Origin of the sequence: Pseudonocardia lacus (assembly GCF_018531445.1) — a bacterium.
GTDB lineage: Bacteria > Actinomycetota > Actinomycetes > Mycobacteriales > Pseudonocardiaceae > Pseudonocardia > Pseudonocardia lacus.
Map to the genome: position 1 here is coordinate 1 of NZ_JAHDTH010000484.1, position 948 is coordinate 948.

Annotated in this window: 2 protein-coding genes; both read right to left on the minus strand. The window is 73.5% G+C overall.

The window, feature by feature from the left end; translation table 11 throughout:
- Positions 1-260: 260 nt before the first annotated feature.
- Positions 261-608, minus strand: coding sequence for an FmdB family zinc ribbon protein (locus KIK08_RS39240; protein ID WP_214408363.1), 348 nt, complete (start codon positions 606-608; stop codon positions 261-263).
- A 61-nt stretch (positions 609-669) separates the two neighbouring features.
- A partial coding sequence (locus KIK08_RS39245) for a 5-formyltetrahydrofolate cyclo-ligase (RefSeq protein WP_305849636.1) occupies positions 670-948 on the minus strand: 279 nt, incomplete at its 5' end.

Here is a 948-nt window from a genome sequence, read left to right on the forward strand (position 1 = left end):
CGCCAGCCGAGCCCGCCCGGCGGCCCGCCGCGGCGCAGCCACGCCGGCCAGCGGCCGCGGGGGCGCCGCCGGGGATCACCCGGTGCGGGCGGGGTGGTGGCCGACGGGGACGGCGGGGCGGGTGCAGCGGTCATGCTTCGACGCTAGGGCCGGCCGCGCACCCGCAACGAAAGATCTTGAGCGGCTGTGGACAACTCGCCGCTTGTGGATGACTCGCACGACGGCGACCGGTGGTGACCGGTCGCCGTCGGGCGGTCGTGTCAGGATGCGGCGGCGGCCGGTGCGCTCGACCCGCTGCTCGTGCTGCTGGTGTCCTTGCTGCCCGAGCCCGACGAGGAGCTCGACGAGCCGGAGTCCGACTTCGAGCTCGACTCGCTCTTGGCGGCCGCCCCGTTCTCGCTCTTGACCGGGGCCTCGCTGCTGGTCGACCCGGAGCGACTGTCGGTGCGGTAGAAGCCGCTGCCCTTGAACACGATCCCGACCGAGGAGAAGACCTTGCGCAGCTTGCCCGCGCAGTTCGGGCACTCCGTCAAGGACGGGTCGGAGAAGGACTGCACGGCCTCGAACCGGTGGTCACAGGCGGTGCAGGCGTACTGGTAGGTAGGCACAAGTCCCTCACTCGGAAATCTGGCACTCGAACGCAGAGAGTGCCAGCATAACCCGGGAGGATCATCCGTTGTTCCCCAGCTGACGCACGCCACTCCCGGGCAGCAGCGCGGCGGTCACCCGCCGGTCGTGCGGCTCGCTCGGCACGGCGGGCAGCAGTTCCTCGTCGTGCAGCAGCACCACCAGTGGCGTGCCGGGCGTGGTGCGGTCGAGGGTGCGGTCGTAGTAGCCGCCGCCGCGGCCGAGCCGGTGGCCGGCCGGGTCGGCGGCCAGCCCGGGCACGAGCACCAACCGCGCGGCCCGCACCGCGTCCGGGCCGAGCCGCGGGCCCGCGGGCTCGCG